The sequence below is a fragment of the Mucilaginibacter rubeus genome, from assembly GCF_003286415.2.
Taxonomy (GTDB): Bacteria; Bacteroidota; Bacteroidia; order Sphingobacteriales; family Sphingobacteriaceae; genus Mucilaginibacter; species Mucilaginibacter rubeus_A.
Window position 1 is genome coordinate 6,688,164 of sequence record NZ_CP043450.1, and the last position, 24,641, is coordinate 6,712,804.

Annotated in this window: 31 protein-coding genes and 1 pseudogene; 11 read left to right on the top strand and 21 right to left on the bottom strand. The window is 42.9% G+C overall.

Translation table 11 applies throughout. From position 1 onward, the window contains the following. The first annotated feature begins 59 nt into the window (after positions 1-59). Positions 60-368 (top strand): hypothetical protein, encoded by a 309-nt coding sequence (locus DEO27_RS27155; protein ID WP_112571440.1) that lies wholly within the window; start codon positions 60-62, stop codon positions 366-368. A gap of 50 nt (positions 369-418) precedes the next feature. Then, entirely contained in the window at positions 419-979 is a 561-nt protein-coding gene (locus tag DEO27_RS27160) for a cysteine hydrolase family protein (protein ID WP_112571438.1), read from the top strand. Positions 980-1,076: 97 nt separating this feature from the next. On the opposite strand, the gene DEO27_RS27165 is transcribed toward DEO27_RS27160, so the two are convergent. Together DEO27_RS27165 and DEO27_RS27170 are read right to left on the bottom strand one after the other, a co-directional pair. Next, positions 1,077-2,735 carry a glutamine--tRNA ligase/YqeY domain fusion protein gene (locus DEO27_RS27165; protein ID WP_112571436.1) on the bottom strand — a complete coding sequence of 553 codons (1,659 nt, stop codon included), beginning with the start codon at positions 2,733-2,735 and terminating at the stop codon, positions 1,077-1,079. A 106-nt stretch (positions 2,736-2,841) separates the two neighbouring features. Continuing rightward, positions 2,842-3,984 carry an NAD(P)/FAD-dependent oxidoreductase gene (locus DEO27_RS27170; protein WP_112571434.1) on the bottom strand — a complete coding sequence of 381 codons (1,143 nt, stop codon included), beginning with the start codon at positions 3,982-3,984 and terminating at the stop codon, positions 2,842-2,844. A 166-nt stretch (positions 3,985-4,150) separates the two neighbouring features. Between DEO27_RS27170 and DEO27_RS27175 the strand changes: the two genes are divergently transcribed. Next, entirely contained in the window at positions 4,151-4,861 is a 711-nt protein-coding gene (locus DEO27_RS27175) for a zinc metallopeptidase (RefSeq protein WP_223818068.1), read from the top strand. A gap of 107 nt (positions 4,862-4,968) precedes the next feature. On the opposite strand, the gene DEO27_RS27180 is transcribed toward DEO27_RS27175, so the two are convergent. Then, positions 4,969-5,214 (bottom strand): hypothetical protein, encoded by a 246-nt coding sequence (locus DEO27_RS27180; protein WP_112571430.1) that lies wholly within the window; start codon positions 5,212-5,214, stop codon positions 4,969-4,971. A 33-nt stretch (positions 5,215-5,247) separates the two neighbouring features. Here DEO27_RS27180 and DEO27_RS27185 point away from each other — a divergent pair, with 33 nt between their 5' ends. Further along, positions 5,248-6,180, top strand: coding sequence for a YXWGXW repeat-containing protein (locus DEO27_RS27185; RefSeq protein WP_223818069.1), 933 nt, complete (start codon positions 5,248-5,250; stop codon positions 6,178-6,180). Positions 6,181-6,287: 107 nt separating this feature from the next. On the opposite strand, the gene apaG is transcribed toward DEO27_RS27185, so the two are convergent. Beyond that, positions 6,288-6,674: a Co2+/Mg2+ efflux protein ApaG gene (gene apaG, locus DEO27_RS27190; protein WP_112571428.1), complete on the bottom strand. Its 387-nt coding sequence runs from the start codon at positions 6,672-6,674 to the stop codon at positions 6,288-6,290. Positions 6,675-6,719: 45 nt separating this feature from the next. Beyond that, positions 6,720-7,712: a tRNA dihydrouridine synthase DusB gene (dusB, locus tag DEO27_RS27195; protein WP_112571426.1), complete on the bottom strand. Its 993-nt coding sequence runs from the start codon at positions 7,710-7,712 to the stop codon at positions 6,720-6,722. A gap of 39 nt (positions 7,713-7,751) precedes the next feature. Between dusB and DEO27_RS27200 the strand changes: the two genes are divergently transcribed. The 4 genes and pseudogenes from DEO27_RS27200 to DEO27_RS27215 form a co-directional block, all read left to right on the top strand. Further along, the gene (locus tag DEO27_RS27200; protein WP_112571424.1) at positions 7,752-8,696 is read left to right on the top strand and encodes a CPBP family intramembrane glutamic endopeptidase; all 945 of its coding nucleotides are present in this window, start codon (positions 7,752-7,754) and stop codon (positions 8,694-8,696) included. Beyond that, on the top strand, positions 8,697-8,909 hold the full coding sequence (locus tag DEO27_RS27205; RefSeq protein WP_091210011.1) for a DUF2007 domain-containing protein: 213 nt from the start codon (positions 8,697-8,699) through the stop codon (positions 8,907-8,909). Then, on the top strand, positions 8,906-9,712 hold the full coding sequence (locus DEO27_RS27210) for a phosphatidate cytidylyltransferase (protein WP_112571422.1): 807 nt from the start codon (positions 8,906-8,908) through the stop codon (positions 9,710-9,712). The genes DEO27_RS27205 and DEO27_RS27210 overlap by 4 nt, the downstream gene beginning before the upstream one ends. A 26-nt stretch (positions 9,713-9,738) precedes the next feature. Next, positions 9,739-10,392, top strand: a pseudogene (locus tag DEO27_RS27215) (phosphatidylserine decarboxylase family protein); the annotation flags it as partial. An 810-nt stretch (positions 10,393-11,202) separates the two neighbouring features. Here the strand turns inward: DEO27_RS27215 and rplS are convergent. The 12 genes from rplS to DEO27_RS27275 form a co-directional block, all read right to left on the bottom strand. Beyond that, positions 11,203-11,550: a 50S ribosomal protein L19 gene (gene rplS / locus DEO27_RS27220; RefSeq protein WP_090532282.1), complete on the bottom strand. Its 348-nt coding sequence runs from the start codon at positions 11,548-11,550 to the stop codon at positions 11,203-11,205. Between the two features lie 192 nt (positions 11,551-11,742). Beyond that, the gene (locus DEO27_RS27225; protein ID WP_112571420.1) at positions 11,743-11,988 is read right to left on the bottom strand and encodes a hypothetical protein; all 246 of its coding nucleotides are present in this window, start codon (positions 11,986-11,988) and stop codon (positions 11,743-11,745) included. Between the two features lie 5 nt (positions 11,989-11,993). Beyond that, positions 11,994-12,485: a hypothetical protein gene (locus DEO27_RS27230; RefSeq protein WP_112571419.1), complete on the bottom strand. Its 492-nt coding sequence runs from the start codon at positions 12,483-12,485 to the stop codon at positions 11,994-11,996. 44 nt (positions 12,486-12,529) lie between these two features. Then, on the bottom strand, positions 12,530-13,096 hold the full coding sequence (locus DEO27_RS27235; protein WP_112571417.1) for an RNA polymerase sigma factor: 567 nt from the start codon (positions 13,094-13,096) through the stop codon (positions 12,530-12,532). 266 nt (positions 13,097-13,362) lie between these two features. After that, a complete protein-coding gene (trmD, locus tag DEO27_RS27240; RefSeq protein WP_112571415.1) occupies positions 13,363-14,046 on the bottom strand; it encodes a tRNA (guanosine(37)-N1)-methyltransferase TrmD in 684 nt (227 codons plus the stop codon). 107 nt (positions 14,047-14,153) lie between these two features. Beyond that, complete coding sequence (locus DEO27_RS27245; RefSeq protein WP_112571413.1) at positions 14,154-14,525, bottom strand: VOC family protein; 372 nt, start codon at positions 14,523-14,525, stop codon at positions 14,154-14,156. Positions 14,526-14,679: 154 nt separating this feature from the next. Beyond that, a complete protein-coding gene (locus tag DEO27_RS27250; protein WP_112571411.1) occupies positions 14,680-15,069 on the bottom strand; it encodes a VOC family protein in 390 nt (129 codons plus the stop codon). A gap of 16 nt (positions 15,070-15,085) precedes the next feature. Then, complete coding sequence (locus DEO27_RS27255; protein WP_090532259.1) at positions 15,086-15,286, bottom strand: helix-turn-helix transcriptional regulator; 201 nt, start codon at positions 15,284-15,286, stop codon at positions 15,086-15,088. After that, entirely contained in the window at positions 15,283-15,720 is a 438-nt protein-coding gene (locus DEO27_RS27260) for a hypothetical protein (protein ID WP_112571409.1), read from the bottom strand. Before DEO27_RS27260 ends, DEO27_RS27255 begins: the two co-directional genes overlap by 4 nt. Then, positions 15,717-16,190 (bottom strand): hypothetical protein, encoded by a 474-nt coding sequence (locus DEO27_RS27265; protein WP_112571407.1) that lies wholly within the window; start codon positions 16,188-16,190, stop codon positions 15,717-15,719. The genes DEO27_RS27260 and DEO27_RS27265 overlap by 4 nt, the downstream gene beginning before the upstream one ends. Positions 16,191-16,667: 477 nt before the next feature. After that, the gene (gene rimM / locus DEO27_RS27270; RefSeq protein WP_112571568.1) at positions 16,668-17,195 is read right to left on the bottom strand and encodes a ribosome maturation factor RimM; all 528 of its coding nucleotides are present in this window, start codon (positions 17,193-17,195) and stop codon (positions 16,668-16,670) included. Positions 17,196-17,316: 121 nt separating this feature from the next. After that, positions 17,317-17,835 (bottom strand): 30S ribosomal protein S16, encoded by a 519-nt coding sequence (locus DEO27_RS27275; RefSeq protein WP_112571405.1) that lies wholly within the window; start codon positions 17,833-17,835, stop codon positions 17,317-17,319. A 220-nt stretch (positions 17,836-18,055) separates the two neighbouring features. On the opposite strand from DEO27_RS27275, the gene DEO27_RS27280 reads away from it, so the two are divergent. Together DEO27_RS27280 and DEO27_RS27285 are read left to right on the top strand one after the other, a co-directional pair. Next, a complete protein-coding gene (locus tag DEO27_RS27280; protein WP_223818070.1) occupies positions 18,056-18,592 on the top strand; it encodes a 5' nucleotidase, NT5C type in 537 nt (178 codons plus the stop codon). A gap of 54 nt (positions 18,593-18,646) precedes the next feature. Beyond that, on the top strand, positions 18,647-20,017 hold the full coding sequence (locus DEO27_RS27285) for a PAS domain S-box protein (RefSeq protein ID WP_112571403.1): 1,371 nt from the start codon (positions 18,647-18,649) through the stop codon (positions 20,015-20,017). Positions 20,018-20,053: 36 nt separating this feature from the next. On the opposite strand, the gene pfkA is transcribed toward DEO27_RS27285, so the two are convergent. The 4 genes from pfkA to DEO27_RS27305 all read right to left on the bottom strand — a co-directional run bounded on the left by pfkA (position 20,054) and on the right by DEO27_RS27305 (position 24,203). Then, positions 20,054-21,034 (bottom strand): 6-phosphofructokinase, encoded by a 981-nt coding sequence (gene pfkA, locus DEO27_RS27290; RefSeq protein ID WP_112571401.1) that lies wholly within the window; start codon positions 21,032-21,034, stop codon positions 20,054-20,056. A gap of 145 nt (positions 21,035-21,179) precedes the next feature. Continuing rightward, a complete protein-coding gene (locus tag DEO27_RS27295) occupies positions 21,180-22,937 on the bottom strand; it encodes a protein-disulfide reductase DsbD family protein (protein WP_112571399.1) in 1,758 nt (585 codons plus the stop codon). A 23-nt stretch (positions 22,938-22,960) separates the two neighbouring features. After that, entirely contained in the window at positions 22,961-23,413 is a 453-nt protein-coding gene (locus tag DEO27_RS27300; protein ID WP_112571397.1) for a protein-disulfide reductase DsbD domain-containing protein, read from the bottom strand. A gap of 16 nt (positions 23,414-23,429) precedes the next feature. Further along, positions 23,430-24,203 carry a biotin--[acetyl-CoA-carboxylase] ligase gene (locus DEO27_RS27305; RefSeq protein ID WP_112571395.1) on the bottom strand — a complete coding sequence of 258 codons (774 nt, stop codon included), beginning with the start codon at positions 24,201-24,203 and terminating at the stop codon, positions 23,430-23,432. Positions 24,204-24,250: 47 nt separating this feature from the next. Between DEO27_RS27305 and rsfS the strand changes: the two genes are divergently transcribed. Then, positions 24,251-24,625, top strand: a complete 375-nt coding sequence (gene rsfS / locus DEO27_RS27310; RefSeq protein ID WP_091167167.1) for a ribosome silencing factor — start codon at positions 24,251-24,253, stop codon at positions 24,623-24,625. The last annotated feature ends 16 nt before the right edge of the window (positions 24,626-24,641 follow it).

Below are 24,641 nucleotides of genomic sequence, written 5' to 3' on the forward strand. Positions count from 1 at the left end.
ATTATTGTCACAGGTGTACGTGCATCATAATCCTCAATTTTGCCATCAAAATTTTGAATATGATCTGGTATCAGTATATAGCTTGTTTCTTCGCGGGAGCATTCCTCGCTAATGTTGTTCCGCATTTTGTTAGCGGTATTTCCGGGAATAGATTTCCTACACCTTTTGCCAAGCCTCCTGGCAAAGGACTTTCATCAGCTACCGTAAATGTAACCTGGGCATTGTTTAACCTTATTATCGGTTTCCTGTTGTTCACAACGGGTCACGTGAGCGTTGATAATGTGACTTCGTTAGTCGTGTTTTTCCTGGGGATTGCCGTGCTTAGTTTGTGGTTGAGTGCCCACTTTCAGCATAAGGATAAAGAATAAAGCGGCCGATATAAGTAGGCCTTAAATTTGATAAACTATAAGAACATAAAATGGAACAAAATACAATAAATACAGCCCTGCTGGTTATGGACATGCAGGTAGGTATTATAGGTGCAATACCCGATGCTCAATCACTTATTGCCAATCTGAAAAAAACCATAGCTACAGCCCGTAGCAAAAACATCCCGGTAATTTATGTAGTGGTTGGTTTCAGGCCGGGCGCACCCGAGGTAAGCAGCCGCAACAAGGGCTTCTCGGCAGCTAAACAACGCTTTGCCGGGGCCGATATGAACCAGTTTATGCAGGTGATCCCGGAGCTGGCCCCGGCCGATGGTGAACTGATCGTTATCAAACGACGCGTAAGCGCCTTTGCAGGCAGCGACCTGGAAGTGGTATTGAGAAGTTTTAACATTAACCATCTCGTATTAACAGGTATTGCCACCAGCGGTGTGGTGCTATCAACCGTTCGTGAAGCATCTGATAAGGATTACGAACTTACCATAGTTACAGATTGCTGCGCGGATACTGATAATGAAGTACATGAGTTGTTAATCACTAAGATATTCCCTCGTCAGGCAGAGGTGGTTACCGTAGGTAACTGGGCGAAATAAGATGCACTCATTGTGATGAGATCAATAAAAAAGCGATTGAGTTTTGGCTCAATCGCTTTTTTATATCAAAAACTCCCCCTTTAGGGGGCCGGGGGGCTTATTTCTTACCCCAGCCGTCTTTAAGCGTAACGGTGCGGTTAAATACCAATTTATCCTGAGTTGAGTTTTTATCTAAAGTAAAATAGCCTTTACGCATAAACTGAACCGGTTTGCCTAACTCGGCATTAACCAGGTCTGGTTCAATATACACGGTTGATAGTACATGCAGGCTGTTAGGGTTTATGTAGTCCTTGAAGTCGCCATCCTCGTTTGATGGGTCCTCAACCTGGAATAAACGATCGTATAACCTCACCTCTGCAGTTTTAGCGTGTTCAACACTTACCCAGTGGATGGTGCCTTTTACGTTGATGCCGCTGGTATCATTGCCTGATTTTGACTCGGGCAGGTAGCTGCAATGAATTTCGGTGATATTGCCATCTGCATCTTTAACAATGCTTTCGCCTTTGATGATATAGGCGTTTTTAAGGCGTACCATCAAACCAATGCCTAAACGGAAGAATTTTTTAGGCGCTACTTCCATAAAGTCCTCGCGCTCTATCCATAGCTCACGACCGAATGGTATATCCCTGCCACCATCACCACCTTCAACTTCCGGGTTGTTTTCGCCATGCATAACTTCGGTTTCGCCCTCAGGGTAGTTATCCAGGATCAGTTTAACCGGGTCAAGCACAGCCATACGACGCCATGCCGTTTTGTTCAGATCTTCACGGATACAGAACTCCAGCAAACCAACGTCGATCATGTTTTCGCGTTTAGCTACACCGATACGCTCACAAAACTCGCGGATAGAAGCCGGCGTATAACCACGACGGCGTAAACCACTGATAGTAGGCATGCGCGGATCGTCCCAGCCATCAACGAAGTTTTCGTTAACCAGTTGCAGCAGCTTGCGCTTGCTCATCACCGTATAGTTAAGGTTTAAGCGGGCAAACTCGTATTGTTTTGACGGGAAGATATGCAGTTGTTCAATAAACCAATCGTATAGCGGACGGTGAGGTACAAACTCCAGCGTACAGATAGAGTGTGTGATCTCCTCAATAGCATCCGACTGTCCGTGCGCGAAATCATACATTGGGTAAATGCACCATTTATCGCCTGTACGGTGGTGATGGGCGTGTTTAATGCGGTACATCAATGGGTCGCGCAGGTGCATATTTGGTGCTGCCAGGTCGAGTTTTGCACGAAGTACTTTGGCTCCATCAGGATATTTGCCATCTTTCATGTCGGCAAACAGCTGCAGGTTTTCTTCAACCGAGCGGCTGCGGTATTGATTTGGTGTACCCGGTTCGGTTGGCGTACCTTTTTGAGCAGCAATTTCTTCAGCAGTGCTGTCGTCAACGTAAGCCAGGTTATTTTTGATCAGCCCGACAGCAAAGTTGTATAGCTGGTCGAAATAATCAGAAGCGTAAAGTTCATTGGCCCAATCAAAGCCAAGCCATTTTACATCTTCTTTAATGCTGTCAACATATTCAACATCCTCTTTAACTGGGTTAGTATCGTCAAAACGGAGGTTGGTAAGGCCATTATATTTTTTTGCCAAACCAAAGTTAAGGCAAATTGACTTGGCGTGGCCAATATGCAGGTAACCATTAGGCTCGGGCGGGAAACGGGTAAGTACACGGTTGTCGTTTTTACCGGCAGCCAGGTCTTCTTCAACAATTTCCTCTATAAAGTTCAGTGATCTTTCTTCGCTCATAAATTAGTATAGCAATAAGGGCAAAAGTAACAAATTTTTGTGCGGTGTGCACTAAGAAGTGTCCTGTTAACCGGAGAAGAAAAATCGCGCCTTTGCGGGCAGGATATTATAATGTTTTCAACAACAACTCCGCCACTTCCTCGCCCACTAAACTTCCCATAGCTACCCCCATGCCATTGCACCTTACAGCACAAAAAATGCCGGGCTGTATTTGTTTAACTATCGGGCTGATCTCCTGCCCAAAACCCATGATGCCGCTCCACCAGTAATCAACCACTACGTTTTGTCCTGGCAGGATCACTTCGTTCAGATAAGTTATCAGTTGTTGTTTTACCTCATCGGTATGGCCGAAATCCCAGGTTTCTTCGGCTTTGTAGTTAATATTACGGCCTCCTCCAAACAGTACCCTGTTATCGATATTGCGGAAATAGTAATAGCCCTGATTAAAATGATAAGTGCCTTTAAGTTTCAACCCCGGAACCGGCTGGGTAACCATCACCTGCCCGCGACCCGGCACCACATCAAGTTCTGGATAAAGCTGGCTTGCAAAGGCGTTAGTAGCCAGGATCACTTTACCTGCTTTAAAAATACCTTGCGAGGTGTTCAACCTGATATGGTCATTCTCCTGTTCAATACCGGAGATACTGCAATTATTAAGTACTAATACGCCAAGCTCATAAACTTTATATAACAAAGTACGCATCATTTTTCCCGTGTGGATCTGCCCTTCAAACGGGTTGTAGATGATATGCTTTATCTTTTTTAAGCCAAATCCTGCAATTTTTTCATCCGCTACTGCATAAATGTCAGCCCGACCAATGGCTTGCTGAAATAATTTATTGAGATGATCTATCTGATCGATACACTCCTGAGCATGGTTTTCCTCATGATTCATGAACAGTTCGTGGCCGCCATGTTGATAATAATCTATCGCCTCATCGCCCAGGTTTTGCCTTAAACGCTGAAGCCCGTTCCATTTGTAAGCAACCAGGCGCATGGCCTCTTCTTCGGATGACTGATTTATTAAATCAATTTGCTCCGAAACTGTACCAAAACACGCGAAACCAGCGTTTTTAGTACTGGCGCCGGATGGTAAAAAGCCTCGTTCCAATACCAAAACTTTTAGCGCCGGCTGCTGTTTTTTTAAGTGAAGCGCTGCGCTTAAGCCCACGAGACCGCTGCCTATGATAATTACATCGGCATTATCGGTAAATGCGGTGCGTTCCCAGTATGAAAATGATGGCTCCATTGATATCAAAAATAAGTAATCGGGACACAAAAAGGTAATGATTTACCGGTGCTTTAAGTAAAGCGGAATAATTTTTGAACAGGAGCTGTAACGTTTATAGTGTTTTAAACTACTTAGTTTTATTTAAATATATTTTATCAATCATATGAATCACATTTCATTAATTATGGGATACATAGCGCCTAACTCGGCCTGGTTCCTGATGATTATTGTTGCCCTGGTAAGCTTCATTGTACAATGGCGGTTCAGGAGTAAATTTAAGCAGTATTCTGAAATCGGCTTATTGTCGGGCTTATCGGGCCAGGAAGTAGCCGTGAAAATGCTGCGCGCTCATGGCATATTTGATGTACAGGTAATTTGTGTTGAAGGGCAACTTACCGACCATTATAACCCCGAAACAAAAACAGTTAACCTGAGTACCGATGTTTTTTACAGCAGGAGTATAGCTGCAGCCGCGGTTGCCGCGCACGAATGCGGTCATGCCGTGCAGCATGCCGAAGCCTATGGCTGGCTAAGTTTCCGCTCGGCTATGGTACCCGCTATTAATGTGGCATCAACCATTACCCAGTGGACTTTGTTTATCGGCATTATGTTGCTGTTCTTTTCCGGGAGTCCTTATGTTTTAGCCGTAGGTGTGGCCGCATTGGCGCTGGTTACATTTTTTAGCTTCATAACCTTGCCGGTTGAGTTTGATGCGAGCCGTCGTGCCTTAGCATGGTTGGATAATAATTATGCTGTAGTACAAACCGGTCAGGAACATGAAATGGCAAAGGATGCCCTATGGTGGGCCGCCATGACCTATGTAGTAGCCGCGCTGAGCGCTTTGGCAACTTTGGTTTACTATGCTTCGTTTTTGTTTAATAACAGAAGGAATTAAGAGAGAGTCAGGAAGTCAAGATTCAAGAGCCGAGACAGAAGCAGGATAGCAGGAGCCAGGAAACAAGAATGTTTTAGGTTGACATTCACCAAAAAAGCTCTAACCGATTATTCGGTTGGAGCTTTTTTATTTTCAGAGTTTTCTTTTTTGGCTCTTGAATCTTGACTTCTTGCTTCTGCTTCTTTCTTGGTTCTTGAATCTTGATTTCTTGCTTCTGTTTCTTTCTTGGTTCTTAGATATTGACTTCTTGTTTCTGTTTCTTTCTTGGTTCCTGACTCTTGACTTCTTGCTGTCTCTAAGGCTAACTTCATAATCCGTTCATTTAACCGTCCAAAACTTAATGCAATGTTCATGTCGCACAGGTAGGTTTGGGTAAAATCGAGATTATGAAAAAGATAGTAAGTGTGTTTATGGTGCTTTTGGTCATATCAATAGCATCGGTTAAAACCTATGCGCAAATCAGTGTAGGTGTATCAGTTAATATCGCTCCGCCTGTTTTGCCAACATATACACAACCCCCTTGTCCTGTTGATGGATATTTATGGACTCCCGGTTATTGGGCTTATGACCAGGATGGTGGATATTATTGGGTTCCCGGCGTATGGGTAAGCCCGCCAAGGGTTGGATATTTATGGACACCCGGTTACTGGGGATACAATGGTGCTGTATATGTTTTCCATGAAGGCTACTGGGGGCCGCATATTGGATTTTATGGTGGTGTAAACTATGGCTACGGTTATGTTGGCACCGGCTATGTGGGCGGTCGTTGGGCCGGTAATTCATTTCAGTACAATACAGCCGTTGTGAATGTTAATAATACGGTTGTGCATAATACCTATATCAATAAAACGGTTGTAAATAATGTTACAGTTAATAACAACAGCTTTAACGGCCCGGGTGGCGTAACTGCTCAGCCCAGACCGCAGGACCGCGCGGCTGAAAGGGATGCGCATCTGCAACCAACGTCAGATCAGGTTAGTCACCGGCAGATTGCGGTTAAAGACAGGAGCCAGTTTGCTAAGGTAAATAACGGACAGCCGGTAACTACAGCTATGAACAGGGTTAACGGAAACCGTTTTGCATCTGACGGAAACAATGCCCGGCCATCCTCAAGGAGCAATGCCGACAATAATCCCGCAAGGCCCCGCCCTTCAGAAAGTACCGATCATCCGGTTAGCAACCAGCCAAGACCGGTAAATAATCAACAAAGGCCTGAAGGTAATCAGCCAAGGCCGGTAAATCAGCAACGGGCCAGAACTCCACAAAGGCAGGTGCCCGCGCGGCATCAGGCGGCCCCACACCGGGAAAGACAACGCTAAGCTAACAATTGCCCCCAAAGTACATTATATAAAGAAGCCCTAACTGCTTATTCAGTTAGGGCTTCATATTTTAAAATCTTGTTTCTTGAATCTTGCTGTCTTGACTCTTAATTCAGTCTGTAAGGCGCTATCAGATAAAATTCCGGGATCTGTACATTGAAATTGGCATTATCCAACATACGAACCATGTGGTATTCGCCTTTCATATTGCCCATATCGGTTTTAAGGTTGCAGCCTGACACATACTCGTGCGTATGGCCCGGTTCAATAACCGGTTGCTGGCCCACTACACCTTCACCCTCCACTTCACGCTTTGCACCGTTTGAGTCAAATATATACCAATGGCGGCTCATCAACCTGATGGCGTAGTTGGTCATGTTTTCGATGCTTACTTTATAGGCAAACATAAAATGATCGTTTGCCGGGTTTGAATACTCCGGCTGATATATGGTTTCTATGGAAACCTTAACACCCTCAGTAATAGTGGTAACCATGTGACAAGTATCGTTTATTTCAAATATATAGAAAGGGAGCAAATATTAAGCCATTTCAATGGCATATTTTTCTTCAATCTCGGCCAGGATCTGGTCAACTGATTCAAGATCAGGGGCAGTAACAAAACGCATCCTGAACTCTTTGAAATGATCTATCCCTTTAAAGTAGTTAGAATAGTGCCTGCGCATCTCAAAAATGCCTGTTTTTGGCCCTTTCCATTCTATTGATTTGTATAAATGTGCTTTGCATGCAGCAACGCGCTCGGCAATTGTGGGCTTATCCAGGTATTCGCCGGTTTTAAAATAGTGCTTTATTTCGCGAAAAATCCACGGATAACCGATAGCCGCACGACCTATCATCATGCCATCAACCTCATATTCCATTCGCCATGCCGCGGCTTTTTCGGGCGAATCGATGTCGCCATTGCCGAAAATGGGGATTTTTATACGCGGGTTTTTCTTGATATCCCTTATCAGCGCCCAGTCGGCCACGCCTTTATACATCTGCGCACGGGTGCGGCCATGTATAGTAAGCGCCTTGATGCCAACATCCTGCAGGCGTTCGGCAACTTCGTAAACATTTTTGGTGTTATCGTCCCAGCCAAGGCGGGTTTTAACAGTTACCGGTAAATGTGTTGCCTCAACAACCGCTTTGGTCATGGCAACCATTTTATCAATATCCTGCAATAGGCTTGCACCTGCACCACGGCAAGCCACCTGTTTTACCGGGCAACCGTAGTTGATATCCATCAGGTCGGGCCCTGCCAGCGTAGCAATCTCGGTAGCTTCGCGCATGTGATCGATATCGCTGCCGAAGATCTGGATACCGATAGGCCTTTCGTATTCAAAAATATCAAGCTTCTGCCTGCTTTTTGCCGCGTCGCGGATGAGGCCCTCGCTGGAGATGAACTCTGTATACATCATATCCGCGCCGTTTTGCTTACACACATAACGGAACGGCGGATCACTCACGTCCTCCATCGGCGCCAGCAACAGCGGGAACTCTCCTAAATCAATATTTCCTATTTTTACAGACATCCTTATCTTTAGCCTGCAAAAATACGAATTTTACATCGAATGATAAAAGACCCAATTCAAGTGCCTCAGCCACAGAGAAGTCAAATAACGCCGTCTTTACAATTTATTATACTGATTGCCCTAACTATCGGGCTGCTGATTGTCTGTAGTTTAATAGCCGCGGGGATTATTGGTGCCATATTCGGAACACAAACGCTTACCGATACTTTTACCTTTAATGTGCACAACCCGCATGTTGGCGCGGCTTTGTGGACATTGCAGATCATCAGCACTACCTTGCCGCTGTACCTGGCCCCTGTAATTTTTGCGCGTTTTATAGTAAAGGAGCCTGTAGATTATCTGAAAGTTACCCCCAAATTTCCACCTGTATTGTTGCTGCTGATCCTATCTATCATGATCTGCTCATCGCCGGTTATGGAAGTGCTGGTAAATGTTAATCAGAAATTGGTACTGCCGGCCCCGTTAAAGAGCTTAGAAGATGCTTTACGTGCTATGGAGGCCCAGGCCCAAAAAGCTACGGAAGCTATGCTGCAGATGAAGACCGTATCAGATATGCTTTTCGCTGTTCTGGTTGTTGGCTTGCTGACTGCCATTGCCGAAGAATTTTTATTCAGGGGTTGCTTGCAAACTATCATGATCAGGTGGACAGGAAACCCGCATGCGGCTATCTGGATCACGGCCATATTGTTCAGTGCTTTCCACATGGAGTTTTTTACCTTTTTGCCGCGTGTGGCATTGGGCGTATTTTTTGGCTATTTTGTGATGTGGAGCGGCAGCATCTGGACAAGCGTTTGGGCACATTTTTTAAATAATGCCACCCAGGTAGTGATCCTGTACCTGTATTCGCAAAAACGTATAACGCTTGATCCTAATGATCAGCACGTTTTTAATTATCAGAGCTATGCGTTAAGCGTAATAATTATTTTAATTTTGCTTTTTATGTACAGAAATACTGCTAAAGGAAAAAGCCCGCTGTTGAGTTAAATGGAAAAAAACTGGGTTAAAATTTTTACTTCAACTAATTTTTACCAATCAGAAATTGTTAAGCAGATGCTTACCGGGCATCATATTGACACCGTTTTGCTTAATAAGCAGGATTCATCGCACCGCAATTTTGGCGAAATTGAGGTTTATATTCACCAGGAGGATTTTAGTAAGGCCATTGAGATCATGATCCTCAATCAAATTAATATATGAAACAACGCGCCATCACTGGCTTATTTTTTATTATCGTAATGATTGGGTCTAATTTGTTAGGCTCTTATGTATTTAGTGTTTTTTACCTGTTATTAAGTCTGTTTTGTTTACTGGAATTTTATAAGCTGGTAAAACAAGGCGGCATGCAGCCCGAGCGTTTTACAGGCGCGCTTGCCGGGGTAACCTTGTTTTTCTTTTTCGCGGCTAATTGCTATTTCCCGGCTTATAAATATATTATACTGCTGCCGATATTGCTTAGTTTTATTCCGATAGGCGAATTGTACAAAAAATCTGAGGCGCCATTCACCAATATCGGGTTTACTTACCTGGGCTTATTAATGGCCGTGGTGCCGTTTATGTTTTTCCATGCTATGGCTTTTACACGTGGCGACGGTGTGTTTAACTTTCACGTACCTCTCGGCTTTTTAATTATGTTGTGGAGTAACGATACCGGGGCTTACCTGGTAGGCAGCAAGTTTGGCCGTAATAAACTGTTTGAGAGGCATTCACCTAAAAAGTCATGGGAGGGCTTTATCGGCGGTATCCTGATCTGCGCTTTCGCGGCATATATTTTGAGCAATTTTTATACAGAGTACAATCGCTTTGATTGGATCATCATGTCGCTCATTATCTCAAACTTTGGCACCATGGGCGATCTGGTTGAATCCATGTTCAAACGAAGCCTGAACGTAAAGGACTCAGGAGGCATATTGCCGGGCCACGGCGGCCTGCTCGACAGGTTTGACGGCCTGTTGATGGCCGCGCCAATTGTATATGCATACCTGTACTTAATTTCAAATTAGTAGTTTTGTATTAAACCATATAAATAATGACCATACATAAAGAAGGCTATACCTCACTCGCTATTACTATCCTGTTCATTTTTGTTTTAAATGCGCTGATCCAGTTTTACATGCCAACCGCGCATACCCTAAAATGGATAGTTTACATTTTTTCGGGTGCTTTATTTTTGATCATCCTGCAGTTTTTCCGCAGCCCGTTCTTCGATATTGAAACAGCCGAAAATACAATCCTGTGCCCTGCCGATGGTAAGGTTGTAGTGATAGAAGAAACAGAAGAAACTGAATTTTTAAAAGATAAACGTATTCAGCTGTCGGTTTTCATGTCGCCGGTTAATGTGCACGTAAACCGTAATCCTATTGCAGGGGTGGTGAGCTATTTTAAATACCACAAAGGTAAATACCTGGTGGCCTGGCACCCTAAGTCATCAACCGAAAACGAGCGTACTACCATCGCTATTGAAAACAGCAAAGGTGTAACCGTATTGTTCAGGCAGATAGCCGGTGCGCTTGCCCGTCGTATTGTATGGTATGTAAAAGAGGGCGATATTGTTGATCAGGGTCAGCAGTTTGGCTTTATTAAATTTGGATCGAGGGTGGATGTTTTCCTGCCGCTTGGTACTAAAATATTAGTAAATATTGGTGATGTGGTAAAAGGTGGTCGTACTGTATTAGCTGAGCTTGTTGACCCGGAGCCGGTGAAAGCAGCTAAGAAGCCTGCTGCTGTTACTGAAGCGCCTGCTGCGCCAGTTGAGCCCGCAGTATTGGTGGAAGAAGCACCAACCATGAATAGTATTACCCCGGCACCATCATTAGTAGTTGATCACCCTGAGGCTGTTGAAAGCGCGTCTGCTGAAGAAGATGCTGTAGAGAAAACTACTAAGAAGAAAACATCAACTCCGAAAGCTAAAAAAGCTGACGATACAGCTGAAGAAGCGGATAGTGAATAATTAGCATATACTGTTTATAAAAAAGCAGATGAGGGTAACTCATCTGCTTTTTTTGTGCCTGGATATTTTGCACGCGTCGATCAGCCTACATATAACAAAGCCATTTGTCATCTACGAACGGGAGTAAGGATAAAGCGATGGCGTGAGGAGAAGTCTTATGCGCCTTGTTTTGACGATTACAGAGGACTTAAAAAGGCGTATAAGATTTCTCTTTCGCCCCATGACGGAGGCCCGCGCTGCTCCCTCGAAATGACAATTTTTTACTTATTGGAATGGTAAATAGGCTGTCGCGGGTTTAGCGATAGTGTACCTGTAATTCAGCATGGTTGAAGCTGAAAGCTTAAGCCATGGCAACCACGGGTTACAAGCCCGCGGCAGTTGCGCTATGGATGGTTATGGAGCCTTGAAAAATGCCTTCGTCTTTGAATTTCAATAGATTACACCATCTGAACTTCAAAAACCTTCATATAGCAAAAGGCCTTACCGAAATTTCTTTCAGAAAGGCCTTTTAGTGTTTTATATACCGCTAAGCGGTTGGGTAAATTAAACGCGTTTTGATTTGATACGAGCTGCTTTACCGGTAAGGGCACGCAGGTAGTACAGTTTAGAACGACGAACTTTACCAACACTGTTAACTTCGATTTTATCGATGTTTGGAGAGTTAACAGGGAAGATACGCTCAACGCCAATGCCATTTGATACTTTACGCACAGTAAAAGTTTCGCTTACACCAACGCTGTTACGTTGAATTACCACACCTTGGTAAACCTGAACGCGTTCTTTATTTCCTTCTCTGATTTTATAGTGAACACTTACAGTATCACCAGCTTTGAAGGATGGAAGCTGCTTTTTTTCTACTGATTGCTCTTCAACAAATTTTACTAAATCCATGATTTTAAGCTCTTAATGCGATTTTTAGCCCGTAAAAATCGGATTGCAAGTATAGGGATTATTTTCAATAAATGAAAGTCAAATTTAAAAATTTCCACATTTAGTTTTTTTATTCACAGCTGGTTGTGGTTTATGCAGCCTTACAAAGTTTTAAAACTTCGTAAGGCTGCATATGGAGATCAATATCGGTTTTCATTTTTCAATGGTCACAGTAACAGGCTTCTTCTCTGTAAAATACGCAATCAGTGTATATATAAGCCCAGTCAATAGCAAATTGAATACAAAGTTGATAAGCGTATCGCTTACCGAATGTGAGTGTTTGTCAATATCAATAAATGTAAAAACTGCATAAGTCAACGCTATGGCTAATATAACCCAGCCAATAATGGATACAGGCAGGTAGATGATCCCTTTGCGGGTAAACCAGTTTAATTTCATGTTGATTAGTTTTTGATGGATATGTTTTCTGTAATGGCGAAATTGATGAACACCAACACAATGGCAAGGCTGATGAGGATCAATACAATGTTCCATAGTTTTAACCGGATACTGATATTGAGTTCTTTTACCTTAGGCCTGTTGGGATCTATTTGCTGAACCTGTACGTGGATAATGGACAACAGGTTGATCACTATACAAACAACAGGCAGTATAAATAATACCAGCGGACCGATATAATCGATATAGGGTACCTTCTCCAGCTGAACCATCATGCTGAACATGGAGCTAAACCAGTTTGCATTAATGTGGAAGTGATAATACATGAATACACATATCAAAAAATAGCAGGGGACTATTACCAACCATAGTCCCAGGGCTGCCGAACGCCCGGCGTTCATAATGGCCATTTTTACCACATCCAGGTGTTGGGATGGGTTTACATCGGGTACTTTTAAATTTTCCATTTGCTTTAAAAATTCGTCCTGATCTTTCATGTTAATTACCCTTATAATGCATTAATTGATTTTGGTTGCAGTGGTTAAAGCATGTTTCTTAATTTCTCCAATCCGCGCGAAAGCAGTGATTTTACTGTGCCCTCGTTTTTATTGAGGATCTCGCTGATCTCGGTATTGGTTTTCTGTTCAAAGTAGCGTAATGAAATCACCTCCTGGTATTTGATATCCAGTTTAAGCAGGTTTTCGCGGATGCGGTTATAATCGCGATAAGCTTTTAGTTCCTGCTCCATCATTTCGCGTTCGTCACTGGCATGGTCATGCAGCAGTTTTTCCATCTGCGGGTTTTCCAGCAATTGCTGTAATGATTCGGGTTTGTATTTGCTGCTGCGGTAATATTGGTTAAGTTCGTTAGTAGCAATACGGTAAAGCCATGACGACAGGCTTATGCCCTTCCATTTAAATGAGCCTATTTTTAAAAATGCTTTCAGAAAAGTTTCGGCAGCAATATCCCGGGAAAGGTCATAATCGCCGCAACGCCGCATGATATAGCCAAACACCGGTTTATACCAACGGTCAAACACCTGCCCAAAAGCAGCCGGGTTGGTACGGCATTGTTCAATAAGCTGGGCTTCGGTGTGGTTAGGGTTCATAGCTGCAACGCTACTATAATGCAGTATGCATTAATTGGTTGCAATCTAATTTAAGGAAATTGGTTTGTGTTTTGAGTGAGTGGTTGTTTTTCGGGTGAGTGGTTGATTGAGTGGATTAGGTGAGTGGGTGCCGTCCGGTGAGTTGAGATTATCGATTAAGTCGGTGGTTGGCGTATTGAACTAACCATTCTTCACTCACCAAATCAACTATTCAAAATGCAATAACCACTCACTTAATCCAACCTAATGAACCACTCACCAATAAATCATTCACCCCTATTCAACAGATCAGGCCTTCTCGCTTTGGTACGCTCTATAGCTTGTTCGTGACGCCATTTTTCAATTTCGGGTGTATTGCCTCCCAAAAGTATATCGGGTACCTTGTGGCCGTTCCAGTCGGCTGGGCGGGTGTAAACCGGGGCATCCAGCAGGTCGTCCTGGAATGAATCAGACAGGGCCGATGTTTCATCGCTTAATACACCGGGAATAAGCCTCACCACGGCGTCAACCAGTACGGCTGCGGGCAGTTCTCCGCCCGAAAGTACATAATCGCCTATCGAGATCTCGCGGGTAACGTAAATGTCCCTGATGCGCTGATCGATGCCTTTGTAATGACCGCAAAGGATAATGATATTTTTTTTGATAGAAAGCTGATTGGCGATAGCCTGGTTCAGTGTTTCGCCATCAGGCGACATGAAGATGATCTCATCGTATTCCCGCTCAGATTTTAATTTTTCGATGCATGCCGCAAATGGGGGGATGGTCATCACCATACCACTGCCACCTCCGTAAGGATAGTCATCTACGCTTTTTTGCTTATTGGTAGCATAATCCCTCAGATTGTGAACTACAATTTCAGAAATTCCTTTTTTCTGCGCACGCTGCAAAATAGAATGTGCAAAAGGGCTTTCAAGCAAACCGGGTAAGACAGAGATGATATCGAAACGCATACTTTCTTCAGACTCAGGATAAAAGAATCAGGATGCAAGATTACTGAAAAATGTCTTCTCTCCGAAATCGTCTTGGTTCCTTACTCTTGAAGTCTTGCTTCTTTAGTTCATCCTCTATGCTGATAGATCCCCCATAAATTACCCGCCGGGTCAGTAAAATGCGCCGTGATTTCCGGAAAATCTTTGCCTATAGGTTGGGTTATAATGCCGCCATTAGCCGCTATCAGTTTAACTGTAGCTTCGGCGTCATCAACCATAATGGAGATCAGCAGACCGGCCTTACCCATCGGCTCCCGACCGGTTACCCACATGCCGCTTACTTCGCCCACGCCATCATCAAATGAAGTGGATCCATAGTTGTCGGTTCGGATTTGCCAACCGAAAACAGTTTGGAAAAACTTTGCTGATGTTGCTATATCGATGGCAGGTATTTCAACATAACATATCTTGCCGTTGCCGTAGTTGGGTTGCTTTGCCATGGTTTTACTGAGTTAAAATGATAAAATCTACGCTAAAATTATGTCATTGCGAGGAGGAACGACGAAGCAATCGCATGCTGTACAGAGCGGATATGCTCTCGTGCGGTTGCCACGCTTCGCTCGCAATTGACATGATTTAAATGTATTTATTTTGTTAAATAACCTTCTCAATCATCCATCGGTGCCCGAATGGGTCAATAAAATCGCCTTGGCGGTAACCGTAATCCCAATCCGTTACTTCAGAATCTACTTTTGCGCCGGCTTGCCTGGCGGCCTCAACAACAGCATGTACATCGTCAACAAAAAGGCCGATAGTAACGCTGGTAGCTTTTACGGTATCCGGGCAAAGTACAGCCGTTCGTTCGGTTTCCTCATGCAGGTGGAAGATAGTGCCATCTATAGATAGTTCTGACACATGAATGCTGCCATCATCATTGCTGAAACGCCTGAGCTCGACTGCACCTAAGGCTTTACTGTAAAAGCTAATGTCGGTTACGCCGTGCGGAATGGCTAACTGCGGCGCGAAACTTGGTTTTGTTGCCATGGTTATATTGGTTTGGTTAATCCTCTTCGTCTAAAGAAAAAATATCCTCAACCGGTTTGCCAAATACGCGGGCTATTTTTAAAGCCAGCACTGTTGATGGCACATACCGGTTACTCTCGATGGTATTAATGGTTTGGCGCGATACACCAATAAGTTCCGCAAGCTCGGCCTGGGTTATATTTTTGATGGCGCGTTCAACCCTGATATTATTTTTCATGCCTGCCCCTCTTCCTTATTGATGAGGCGGTTGTTCTGGAAAATTTTCCACCTGAAACGCACAATGAAAAACACAAGCGGTACCAATAAATTTAAAAACAAAATATGTTCGGTGTCTTTGCTTAAAATTAAACTCACCACCAAAAGTATATAATTTACATAAATAGCCCACTGCAATGAATCGAGCCTGAGCTTAAAGATCTGTTCATCCTCTATGCGCTCTTTCGCGAAAGCAATAAAGAATAAGCCGATGGCCATGAGCAGCGTGGTGGTCATGAAAAAGATGTGATGGCTGTTAAACAGGTTGTCACTATCGGGTTCGTCATGCATACTAAAGCCCATCTCTTTTTTAAACATTACGATGGGGATATGGATCAGGAAAAGTGCCAGCCCCAAGTACCTGAACCAGTGCGGAAATAAAAAGCGTGATTTCATGATTGTATGGCCTCCTTAACCTCTGTTGTTAAACCCCTGTTGAGTAAATAGATCTTCCACCTGAAACGGATAATGAAAAACACCAGCAGAGTTAATACATTATACATAGTGAACATAAGAAAACTGAGCCCGTAGGAAGCGAAGATCACTACAGCGAAAACTATATAATTTATATATACAGCCCACTGTAACGAGTCGGAACGAAGCTGTACAATGTGCTCGTCCTCTACAGTCTCCTTTGAAAAGGCTAATAAAATTAAGCCGGATAAGGTTAGGAATAGCTGGATCTCATCGTCGAAGCATTCATCCCTGGCCGCGTCCGTAAAGCTCTGTGCAGTGGGGCGCAGATTATACCACACGAAGATTTGATTTGAGCTGTTTTGCGAATAAATAAAAAAAGCGATTCCTGCTAAAAATAAAAACAGCCCCAGGAACCGGGCTTTTGACGGAAATAAGAATCGTGATTTCATAATTGTAAAGTTTGGCTTACCAAAAGTAAAACAAACTTTACAAATGTCAAATATATTTGACAAAATATTTTTTTAAATCATTCAGCGCTGTTTAAAAACGGTTAAAGATTTTTTCAAGTAGAGACGCATAATTGCGTCTCCTGTAGGACAAGCAGCTTTGCATCTCTCTTTGCTATCGTAAATTACATGCGGGAGACGCAATTATGCGTCTCTACAATTAAAAACAATCGCTTACCGGTAGATAAAACTTCATTGCCGTTGGTTTTAACCAACGGAGTAGTGAGTTGCACGGAGAGGCTTTAGCCCAAATCCGTTTGTATAATTGGGCTAAGGCCAGGACTCTTCAGTCTTTTATGCCGTTGGTTTTAACCAACGGCAATGAATTAAATTGCTTCTAAATAAAAATGCCCGTGGGGACACGGGCATCGGTTTTAAAATTCTTATTTCTTACTTCTAAAAGTCTTGCATCTCAAAACGCTATCCTTCCAGGTAAATATCCAGCAGGCCTTCGGGCAGGTCGATATAAATTTCGCCGCCTTCAACATCAATACCTTTAATGATCTCGATGTTAAGCGGAAACAGTACTTCCTTATTTTTATACTGAACGGTAGCTATCAATTGCTGCGGATATTCCTGCACAGTTAAGATCTCGCCCAATTCGCCATGGGTTTCATCTATGGCGATAAAGCCTTCCACATCATTCAGTGTAAATTCACCTTTTTTCTTTTTAGGCTTCAGTTTATTGGGCAGGTAAATATCCCGTTTAACCAGTGCCGAGGCTTTTTCTATGGTGTCAACGTCTTCCAGGTTAAGGTAGGCGTTGCTTTTTTGCAGGTACTTTATTGATGATACAAAGTAAGGGATCATCTTCCCGGCAATATCAATAAATACAGCATTGAACTTAATATCTTCAATACCATCAAAATCAACGTATATCTGCAATTCGCCTTTCAGGCCTTTGGTTTTTAAAACTGTACCTATCCTGAAATGATCTTCAGCTTTCATATAAAATGAGTTAAACAATAATGGCGAAGCTGTTAGCCTCGCCATTATCCGGATTTAAGAAATCAAACGTAAAGATTCAAGATAAATGTTATTCCTGCGTTCTGTACGCTTAATCAAATAATTATTCTGCGCTTTCAGCTTCTGCTGCTGCATCTTCTGCAGGAGCTTCTTCTTCAGCAACAGGAGCGTTTTTAGCAGCGATAGCAGCAGCTTTTTCTTCGCTCTTTTTAGCTTCAGCAGCTAAAGCAGCTTTGCGGGCTTCGTCTTTAGCAACGTTAAGGCTGGTTTTTTTACCGGTGATTTTGCCGTCTTTCTGGTCAAGCCATTCAGCAAATTTAGTTTCAAGTTGCTCTTCTGTTAAAGCACCTTTTTTAACACCACCTTGTAAGTGTTTTTTGTAAAGCACACCTTTGTATGAAAGGATAGCACGACAAGTGTCAGTAGGCTGGGCACCGTTGTTAACCCAATCTAAAGTTTTGTCAAAGTTGATGTCGATAGTTGCTGGGTTAGTGTTTGGGTTGTATGAACCTAAACGCTCAATGAAGCGTCCATCACGTGGAGCGCGTGCGTCTGCTACCACGATGTAATAAAAAGGTTTACCTTTTTTACCGTGTCTTTGTAGTCTGATCTTAGTTGCCATTGTAAATTTTTATGTATTCAACATTATCCCCGGAGTTCTTTCTGCGGGGATGCAAAGGTATTAATTTTTATCACAATTAAAAATAGCTGATAATTAATTATTTATCTTTTAGCTGTGTGGCTTAAGGAGTTGCATGATAAACGGTAGTTTTTTACTGATCAATTGTCGTTTTTTCAAACTTAACATTGCAGTAAATCAAAAAAATCGGAACTTACCCGCCATGAGTATCACCAGGAAAACACGTATAGCAATTGATATGGATGAAGTTATTGCCGATACCATTGGCAAATTCATCAGCATGTATAAAGAGAGGCACAATGAAGAAATCATCCTTGGCAATATGGAAGGCAAGGAGTTTAGAGAGATCCTGCCGCCCCACCTAAGCGAAACTTTGCGCGTATATATTAATGAGCGTGGCTTTTTCAGGGATATTCCGGTAATGCCCGATGCGCAGGAAGTGGTGAAAGCCCTGCATGAAAAATATGATGTATATATAGCATCGGCTGCTATGGAATTCAAATACTCGCTGGAGGATAAACAGGCATGGCTTGAAGAGCATTTTCCTTTTATCTCATGGACAAACATTATTTTTTGCGGGCACAAGATCCTGGATGTAGATATCATGATTGACGACCGCATCAAAAATTTCACCACATTTAACGGCCGTAAAATACTTTATACCTCGCCGCATAACATGCTGCTTACCGATTATGAAAGGGTAAATACCTGGAAAGAGGTTGCCGAAAAATTATTGTAGTTGTTTGTTTATCATATAAATAGCTATACCTTTAAATAAATACGGCTTGTTTCCATGTTTAACCCAAACCCTGCTGCAAAAGGAAATTGTACCATTGTTTTTGATCTTGACGAACAGAAATACCTGTTTGTAAGCGAAAACTTTTATAGCCTTTTTGGTGTAGGGGTTGAGCATCTTCATCAAAATACCAATTTTTTGAATGGCCTGGTAAAGCCTAAGGTTTTGGCCGATATTAAACGGCTTACCGCTGAGTTGCCCCCCGGCGAGTCGATCCAGATGACTTATCACCTGGAAGCAAATCAAAAACAACTAACCGAAAAAAGAACACTTACTATTGATGGGCTTACCGGCCATAAGATCATATTAAGTAATATCACAAGTGCCCTGGCTGTTGTTTCAACCCCGGGATCCTTGGGAAAAGTTGGCCTGCGTGAACGATTTTTAGATTCGCTTATTAATTCGCAAACCAATTTTTTGATCAGGATAGGTATTGATGGCAAATTCACCTTTGTTAACCGCCAGTTTTTGAAAACCTTTGGATATGCCGTGGATGAGATTATCGGGCATCACTTTTCAAAAACAACCATTCCGGAGGAGGCTCATCTGTGCGAGGAAGCTTTTTCTAATTGTATTAACAATCCCGGCAAGATCATCAGGCTTATTCACAAAAAGCCTGCTAAAGACGGCACACTTCATGATACCGAATGGGAGTTTGTTTCCATAGCCGATAACGAAGGGAATATATTTGAAGTACAGGGCATTGGCCGGGACATTACCCCGCAAATGCAAATGCGGGAAGAGGCTTTGCAAATAAAAGACAGCCTTGAAGCGCTGATCAACAACACTCAGGATCATATCTGGTCGGTTGATAAGGAATTACGCTACCTTTATATGAACCAGGCTTATGTTGAGCAGGTTACTTATTTAACAGGTGTACAACCTTATAGAGGCCAATATTCTTATAAACACGAGGGTTTTAGCCGGCAAATAATTGACGACTGGACGGTTTATTATAACCGCGCCTTAAATGGTGAGCGTTATTCAATCATCAGTGAAAGTATTGATCCTGCGAACGGACAGAGCTTATATTTTGAGGTGAGCTTTAACCCCATCTACACAGCTGCCGGCGATATCATTGGCGCGGGATGCTTCGGACATAATATTACCGAAAGGCTCAAAATACAGAAAGAACTTGTTGACCAAAACGAGCGTTTAAGAAACATCGCCTCATTAAGTTCGCATGAATTGCGCCGACCGGTAGCAAGTATGCTGGGCCTTATAGGTTTAATGGATCGCGAAGATTTTTATAATCCCGAAAATAAAGAGATCATAGCCCATCTGTTTACCGTGAGCGCCGAAATTGATGCCGCTATCCGGCTTGTTGTTGACAGCACCATGCCAAATAAAACAGCCCGGACTAAGTAGTAGCCCGGGCTGTTTTATTTATCGTTTTAGCTGAAATTACATAGATAACATTTCAACCAGCTTAATCATGTTAGGATCAATACCCTGGTGATGTTTAATGGCATGCTCAAATGGCGTATAAGCTACTTCTCCGTTAATGAGGCCGATCATTTCGTTGCGGTGTCCGTCTCTTAAAGCTTCAACGGCAGCAGCGCCAACGCGGCTTGCCAGTACCCTGTCCATACAGCTTGGTGCACCACCACGTTGTATGTGGCCTAAAATAGAGATCCGGGTATCATAGTTAGGGAATTTTTCCTGAACCAGGCGACCAACTTCAAACGCGCCACCTGCTGTATCGTCGCCTTCGGCTACAATTACAATACGTGATGTTTTGTCTTTACGGCCAAACTCAAGGCGGTTAAATAAACCTTCGAGCCCGGTTTTACTTTCAGGGATCAGGATGGCCTCGGCGCCGGTAGCAATACCGGTACGTAAAGCAATCAATCCAGAGTCGCGGCCCATTACCTCAACAATAAATAAACGATCGTGCGATTCGGCAGTGTCCCTGATCTTATCAACGGCATCAACAACGGTGTTAATGGCGGTATCATAACCAATGGTAAAATCGGTACCTACAAGGTCATTATCAATAGTACCTGGTAAACCAACTACCGGAATATCATATTCGCTGCCAAAAACTTTAGCGCCGGTAAAAGTACCGTCGCCGCCAATGGCTACCAATGCATCAACCTTGTTTTTTACCAGTTGTTCGTAAGCATTTTTACGGCCTTCGGGGGTTCTGAAATCATCACATCTTGCGGTTTTAAGTATAGTACCGCCACGCTGAATAATGTTTGAAACGGATTTACGGTTCATGGTGAAAAAATCACCTTTGCCCATGCCGTCGTAACCACGGCGAATACCCGTGACTTCAATTCCGTAATACATCGCGGCACGTACAACCGCTCTTATGGCAGCGTTCATTCCGGGTGCATCACCACCTGAAGTAAAAACGCCGATATTTTTGATCTGAGTCATTTTTTTGTGTTGGTTATAAACAGGCTAACCTATTCATAACTAATTAGGGTTGTAAATATTGTTTTTATTTAAACCCCGCGCCTAACCAATAAAACGCAGAATTTGAATTTTGCGCGAATTTACATTTATTTTTTTAACTCGATCCCTATTTTTTGTAAGCGGCTATGCCACTGTCTAAAAATTTAAGATAGCTTGCAATGTTGTAATTTGCAGGTGATGGCGCTATTTCGGCACCTGATGCATCCTTAACTAAATTGCCGTCGCTGTCAAGCATTACATATAGCGGTTGCGAGTTTGCATTGAAACGCTGGGCCTCAAGGTTGCTCCATTTGCCACCAAGCGTGGTGATTTTTTTACCGCTGTACTCTGACACAAATTGCTCAGAAGCAGGTAGTTCAACTTTGTCGTCAACTACAAGCTGCAGCAATACAAAATCATTTTTCAAGCGGCTAAAAACCTGTGGGTCCGACCAAACATTGGCCTCCATCTGGCGGCAGTTAACACAATTGAAGCCGGTGAAATCAATCAGGATTGGTTTGTGCAAAGCTTTTGAAACCTGTAAGGCCTGGTCATAATCATACCATGCATCTAAACCTTTGGTTTTAATGCGGGTATAGTTTGCAGCATACTTACGTTCACCAATACTTGCTGGTATAACCGCTGAGGGAGCTGCTGCCGATGAGCCGGAACCATCAGGAATAGCTGATAGGTTAAAATCCTGGGTAGCCTCCGGAGGTAAAAACGCGCTAATTGATTTTAAAGGCGCTCCCCACAAGCCTGGTATCATGTAAATAACAAACGCGAAAGTAATTATAGCCAGGAAAGTGCGCGGGATGCTTAGGTATTTAACATCGCTGTCGTGCGAAAACTTGATCTTACCAATAAGATAAAGCCCAATCAGTAAGCCGATGGCTATCCATAGCGATAAAAAGATCTCGCGGTCAAACCAGTTCCAGTGATAAGCCAAATCCACATTTGATAAAAATTTCAATGCAAATGCCAGCTCAAGGAAGCCCAGTACAACCTTTACGCTGTTAAGCCATCCGCCTGATTTTGGCAGGGTTTTAAGTGCCGAAGGGAATAAAGCGAATATGGTAAATGGCAAAGCCAATGCTAACGAAAAACCAAACATACCCATTGCTGGGCCAAGCCTGTCGCCTTTTGAAGCTGCGTCAACCAACAACGTTCCTATAATAGGCCCTGTGCACGAAAACGAAACAACAACCAGTGTTGATGCCATAAAAAATATACCTGCAAGGCCACCTTTATCCGAATTTGCATCCAGCTTATTGGCCAGCGAACTTGGCAGGGTAATTTCAAACGCACCCAAAAAGGAAATGCCGAATACGATGAGCAGCAGGAAGAAGAAAATATTAAATATGCCGTTAGTGGCCAGTTCGTTAAGCGCGTCCGATCCAAAAATTATAGAGATCAGCAAGCCCAGCGTAACATAAATTACGATGATTGACACCCCGTAAATAAGTGATTGCATAACAGCCTTGCCTCTGCTGCCACTTTTTTTGGTGAAAAAGCTTACAGTTAAAGGCAGTAATGGGTAGATACAAGGCAAAATTACCGCTGTAAAGCCGCCCAGTAAACCTTCAATAAAGATCTGCCAAAGTGATTTTGGCTTTTCTGCTGTTTTTGAAGCGGTGGTGGTTGCTTTTGATGCCTTGGCCGCTTCCGCTTTTTTTACCGAATCAGCGTGTTTTTTCCTGATGGCTAAGCTGTCGGCAGCGGTTGGGATATCTGTAAACGTAATACCGGCAGCTGATGCGGTAGTATCGGCAGATTTTGCCTGCACAGCATAAACCGGGTTAGCTCCCGCTATATTAAGAATGATCAGGGTAATTAATGTGATGAGCCCGGCGCGTAGGGAAGCGCCTCTATTTAATAATTTCATGACTACTGTTAAGGTGTGCTGAATTATTTACCTAAAGGAATATTAAACTCAACATCTTCTGGTGGCAGGCATTTCATATCGTTACAGGTCATAAAGGTTAATTTACCTGTAACCGCTGTTGCTTTGGGCGATTTTAAACTGATTTTTTGGCTAAAAACAACTTCCTTTTCAAAATAGCTCACATTCATGCTGAATGATTTTTCGTATTTGCTGATAGGGGTTGGTTCAGAAGTTTTGCCAACAGGAGCATATAATTTTGATGGGGTAAACTCAAATGAAGTTTTTATTGGGCCGCCGTCTTTTACTGTTTGTGAATAAATGTGCCAGCCGTTTTGTATAGTTGCTCTTAAGTATACAATAGCTTCTTTATCATTCATTTTTTTTGCCGCGTATGACCACCTCACCGGCGATTCGATCTGGGCGTAAGCGCCAACGCTGATGATAAGCGCGGTTACCAATACCAATAGTTTCTTCATTTGTGTTTTAAGTTATTTATTTGTTTAAAAATTTCAATTCTTTGAGGTTAAACTCCAATTGCTGCCCCTTAGTATCTTCAATTACCAGCAGGCCGTTTGGCAATACATTTTTTACAGTGCCATTAAAAACTCTGTTGTTTGACTCAAAGCTTTTAACCTCGTTTAACCAATATAGTCGGCTTAAGTAAGTATTCCTTACAAAATCAACCTCGCCAGCCTTGAGTTTCAGATAGTATACTTCAAGGCAGTTGCAAATTTCCGATAATAACAGGGTTAATTCATAATCCTTTTGTAAGATTTGTTTGACAGAAGTGGCATTTGATGCCCCGGAAGGGAAGTTTTCCTGGTTTATGTTTAAGCCGATGCCAATAACCGAGTCTTTAAGCTGCCCGCCCTGTATGGTATTTTCAATGAGCATACCGCCAAGTTTCCTGTCGCCGTAATAGATGTCATTAGGCCATTTGATCTTTAGCTGCTCACCCAGGATAGGTTGCAATGCGTCATACACGCCCAGGCTTGCTGCGCGGTTCAGGTCAAACTGATCGCCAACGGCTAAAAAATGGGGCTTTAGTAACAGGCTGAAAGTGAGATTTTTTCCGGGTTCGCTATGCCAGGTGTTTTGTTGCTGGCCACGGCCGGCATATTGCTCTTCTGCCATAATGACCGTACCTTCGGGTACTGGCGTGGAATTTGACAGTAGATTTTTAAGAAAACTATTTGTTGAGTCAACTTGTTTAATTGTTACTAAATTTTGACCAACAAATAATCCTGAAAATATGTTATTTTGCAAAGTGTAATAATTTTATACTCAAAAACGTTCAAAACTAATTCTTTTTGATGGTAAAAAACAAAGTGTTAAGTGAATCTGCCTATATTTCAGAACTGGCAATACATGGTATCCAGGAAAAAAAAGGCAATGATATTATTAGGTTAGACCTTCGTAATATTTTCAGTTCAGTAGCAGATTATTTTGTAATCTGTCATGCTGATTCGTCGACACAGGTAAAAGCTATTGCAAATAGCATTGAGGATGAAATTTTCAAAGCCACCCAAGCCGAACCCTGGCGCAAAGAGGGAATTGAGCATGGCGAGTGGATACTGCTTGATTATGTGGATGTTGTGATCCATGTGTTCAGGACCGATAAACGTGAGTTTTATGGAGTGGAAGATTTGTGGGGCGATGCAGATATTAAATATTATAAAAGTGCATAAACATCCGTCACAAAAA